At 30.7% G+C, this 3,866-nt stretch carries 5 protein-coding genes; 3 read left to right on the forward strand and 2 right to left on the reverse strand.

The features are described from left to right. The first annotated feature begins 438 nt into the window (after positions 1 to 438). The 3 genes from BLQ00_RS17050 to BLQ00_RS17060 are packed head-to-tail and all read left to right on the forward strand — an operon-like array spanning position 439 to position 1,696. Positions 439 to 825, forward strand: coding sequence for a hypothetical protein (locus BLQ00_RS17050; RefSeq protein ID WP_093145525.1), 387 nt, complete (start codon positions 439 to 441; stop codon positions 823 to 825). Continuing rightward, entirely contained in the window at positions 822 to 1,256 is a 435-nt protein-coding gene (locus tag BLQ00_RS17055) for a helix-turn-helix domain-containing protein (protein WP_093145526.1), read from the forward strand. Before BLQ00_RS17050 ends, BLQ00_RS17055 begins: the two co-directional genes overlap by 4 nt. Beyond that, positions 1,256 to 1,696, forward strand: coding sequence for a hypothetical protein (locus BLQ00_RS17060; RefSeq protein ID WP_093145527.1), 441 nt, complete (start codon positions 1,256 to 1,258; stop codon positions 1,694 to 1,696). The genes BLQ00_RS17055 and BLQ00_RS17060 overlap by 1 nt, the downstream gene beginning before the upstream one ends. A gap of 241 nt (positions 1,697 to 1,937) precedes the next feature. On the opposite strand, the gene BLQ00_RS17065 is transcribed toward BLQ00_RS17060, so the two are convergent. Further along, positions 1,938 to 2,483 carry a hypothetical protein gene (locus BLQ00_RS17065; RefSeq protein ID WP_093145528.1) on the reverse strand — a complete coding sequence of 182 codons (546 nt, stop codon included), beginning with the start codon at positions 2,481 to 2,483 and terminating at the stop codon, positions 1,938 to 1,940. Between the two features lie 235 nt (positions 2,484 to 2,718). Further along, positions 2,719 to 3,471, reverse strand: a complete 753-nt coding sequence (locus tag BLQ00_RS17070) for an SIMPL domain-containing protein (RefSeq protein WP_229792670.1) — start codon at positions 3,469 to 3,471, stop codon at positions 2,719 to 2,721. Positions 3,472 to 3,866: the final 395 nt, after the last annotated feature.

The raw sequence follows: 3,866 nt of genomic DNA on the forward strand, positions 1-3,866 counted from the left end.
CAAACATTACATCAGGGTTATCAATCAGATACCAATGGCCGTATAGCTTTTCTCTTTCTAACGAGTTTTTTTTCGTGTTGCAACTTATTATTAGAGCTATAAAGATTATTGATAGTAAATTTTTTTTCACAATTGTAGGTAACGGTTAAGTATATCGCTTGTTTCGCCTGGCGCAGCGCGCTGGAGGCAGCAGCTTGAACTTTAACCTTAGCCTCGGCACCAAATTATTCGGAGCTGCGTGAGACTCAGAAGGGCAAGCGAGTTCGATTTATTCAGATACTAAGTTAAGTTAAATATTTGTACTGCTCATAAACCCAGTAATAATGCAAGAAATGAGCGATATACCGTGTTGGCAGTAGTTTTTATTTTATTTAACATTTGGTATTTCGTAATTGATTTTAATGTTATACATTTGCACTTAACTAATAGGTTAAGTTTTTGGAAAATTTCTATTTAATCGACTTTTGTGATGAATATAAATTCAAGGTATACTTGAATGGAAGTAATTCTGATGTTACTAAAAAATTTACAGAGATAAATAGAAATGCTAAATTGATAAATAAATTTGTAATTGTTCTTGAGGCAGTTAAACAAAATATAGCTAACAAAGCACAATTTAACTTTGAGTCCAAATGTGATTTAGGTGATATTTATGCCATTAAAGTTGATATTCATAGGTTTTACACTTTGTGCTGCAAATCAAGAGGTTACAGAGAGCTCTATATTTGTAGATATGGAAAGAAACAATCTCAACAAAACACAAAAAAATTAACTACAACAATTGAATCAATTCATAAAATTTCAATTCAAAAATTATTAAAATGAAAGAATTAATCGAACAATCAAATTCATTATCTTCTTATAAAGAGAATAATAGAACTAAAATTGATGAGGCTTTAGTTAGTTTAAGATTAATGAAAGAAGTTGATGACTTTTTAGATATTAATCAAATTAGTCAACGTGATCTCGCTGATAATTTAGATTATTCTGAAGCATTTATAAGTCAGTTAATGTCTGGAACTAAAAAGTTCAATGCAGCATTTATAAATAGGTTTGAAAAAGTTTATGATATAAAAATTGACTTTAAGATTAAATCTAAAAACACTAGTAACTATATATCTAGAATTTCTAATTCACATATTGAAATAAATATTAATATTTTGGGTTTAACACATTCTGAAAATAATTTTTCCTTTGAGAGTAAAGCAAATGAATTTTTTGAATTTGATTCAGAGTACTTAACATTAGAATCGTAATGGATAAAAAAAATATAACATTTAATTTGAGATATGCTGAAATCAATGTAAGTAAATATTCTCAATTTGATTTAGAGAAGAAATTTAATAAAGACGAGAAACCATTAATTGAATTTCAAAGTAACTTTCAATTTAGAGTTGAAAAGGAAGAAGATAAGTTAGTGTGTATTGTTAATGTTAAGCTAATCGTTCTCGAAACTAAAGAACATTTTGCAGAACTTAAAGTGGAAAACTCATTTAATATTAAACCATTTGAAGAAGTAGTTAAAATTGAAGATGATGACACTTATGATATTCCTGATCCTGTTTTACATAATATAGTTTCACTATCAATTTCTACGGTTCGAGGTATTTTGTCTGAAAAATTAAAAGGAACAATTGCTCAAAATGAGGTTTACCCATTAATCAATGCAGCTTCTCTATTTCAAGATAAAAAGTGAGTTTTTTAGTCAAATTACTGCCAACGGGTTTGTATATTGCTCGTTGCGCTTGGCGAAGTGTGAGGCTTGAAGCGACGACACGTTCATTTTTCTAGTTTAGTTCCCAATTTGACTTCGTCGCGTGAGACTCAGCAAGACAAGCGTAACGTAATTTTCGTATGACTAATATAGTTAATTAATTATTGAGAGTTTTCTCTTAGGTCAAAATTAAGCGATGGGGAATATACGGTGTTGTAGCACGTTATTTTCCGTTGATAGTGATGCTACTCTGAAAAATCCATTCACCATTTCTTTTTGTAATTGAACATTCAAAAGTGTCCTTGTCAATTAAATTGATTACTCGATATGCATCTTTAATATAATTTGACTCTCCCAATTCATAACTTGCAGGCAAAATCTTAAACATTGTTTTATCAATTTCGCTATTGAAATTGAAAGCTCTTGTACTATCCAATTTCAATTCGAAGTTTCTCCAATATACTGTTCCGTCGTCACAAATATCTCGTGGTTTTTCAGTCGACGGATAATCATCCGATTCAGAATCAGTTTGGCTTAGTTCAATTTCTCTAATCGGATATTCAATTTGATAGTAGATTAGAGTATCACTAGTTCTTTTGCCAATTAATATTACATCTTCTCCAAATATTCGAGTGTAACCTTTTTGAATTAGTAAATCACAATTTAGATTTCTATTTATCTTAAAAGGTTCTCGATTATCAAATTCATCTTTCTGGTTACAGGAAAATAAAATTGAAACAAGAAATATGTAAATAATGAGGATCTTCATCTAATGTGCTACAACGGGTTTGTATAACGATTGTTGCGTTTGGCGCAGCGCGCTGAGGGCAGCAGCGACAAGTTCTTCATTCTCTCCTTAGTTCCAAATTATTCAGAGCTGCGTGAGACTCAGAAGGGCAAGCTTTACGTTATTTTTCAGAAACCAATATAGCTAATTATTTGTAGAAATTATCTAGTAATTCCCGCAAGAGTAATAATTGTTATACGTTGTTAGGCAACGTTTTTTATTCTATTATAAATTTCACTTTTACTTTTGAGGAAAATTTCATTTTCTCAAAATCTATTACGATATCTTCTTGTGCACGACTTCCATAAATGCTTGAATATCCTCTGATTTGAACTCCAGCTACTTTTCCTTGTAATTGGCTTGTTATTGATTCAGTTTCTAAATCCGAAATGTATATCGCTTTACCAACTTTTTGATTTAAAGGTTCGACCATTTTTTCGGCATTTTGTTTTGCTTTTATAATAGCTTTTGATTTTAGGTCAAGTAATAATTGGTGAGATTTTGAATATTCAGTTTTCGTAATAGATACGTTTGATATTTCTTCACGTTCTAGTCCTGCCATAACTTTTCCAACAGTCTGAGCGTCGTTAACAATTAACGAGTACATTTTCGTTTTTAGAATTTTTTGTCCGCTTAAAAAGTATTTCTTGAAGTCGCTACTATAATCTAAAACGGAAAGATTTTTTTCCAAATCTATTTTTAATGAGTTCAATACTCGTAACATTGATGCTTCTATTTCCTCCGTTGATTTTCGATTTCGATTATCTTCTTCGTTTAGTATAATTACCAAATGAATTTTATCTGGTGTAACCAAAGTGTCAATTTCAGCTATTGTTTCTAAAAAAGGTTGGTCAATAAAGTTTTTGTTTTGAGAATGACTTTGTAAGGTCAAAAATCCGATAATAATTAAAAATCCTAAATTTTTCATTTGTTTCGTTTTGGTTATTTCAAGTTTCATTTCTTTTGCCAAAACTATGATTTCAATAAGTTTCTTAGAAGCCTAATTGAGTGAACAACCCTTTTCAATTAGTGTGTTTGTTGTTTAGCACGATTTTCGTTCAAATGTTGCCTAACGGGTTAGTATAACGATTGTTGCGTTTGGCGCAGCGCGCTGAGGGCAGCAGCGACAAGTTCAGACTTCTCTTCTTAGTTCCAAATTATTCAGAGCTGCGTGAGACTCAGAAGGGCAAGCTTTACGTTATTTTCAATAACCAAGATAGTTAAATATTTGCAGAGAATATTAAATAATTAACGCAAGAGCCATAATTGTTATACGTCCTAAGTTTGATTTCCATTAACTTAATTCAGAATTAATAGAAAGAACAAAAGAGCAGAGTAAGATTAAGATATACGTAGGAACTTAAG

The sequence above is a fragment of the Ulvibacter litoralis genome (assembly GCF_900102055.1).
Taxonomy (GTDB): domain Bacteria; phylum Bacteroidota; class Bacteroidia; order Flavobacteriales; family Flavobacteriaceae; genus Ulvibacter; species Ulvibacter litoralis.

What these genes read in the sequence shown, in the direction of transcription:
- BLQ00_RS17055 (WP_093145526.1), top strand. Translation starts at nt 822, where the DNA reads ATGAAAGAATTAATCGAACAATCAAATTCATTATCTTCTTATAAAGAG.
- BLQ00_RS17060 (WP_093145527.1), top strand. Translation starts at nt 1,256, where the DNA reads ATGGATAAAAAAAATATAACATTTAATTTGAGATATGCTGAAATCAAT.
- BLQ00_RS17065 (WP_093145528.1), bottom strand. Translation starts at nt 2,483, where the DNA reads ATGAAGATCCTCATTATTTACATATTTCTTGTTTCAATTTTATTTTCC.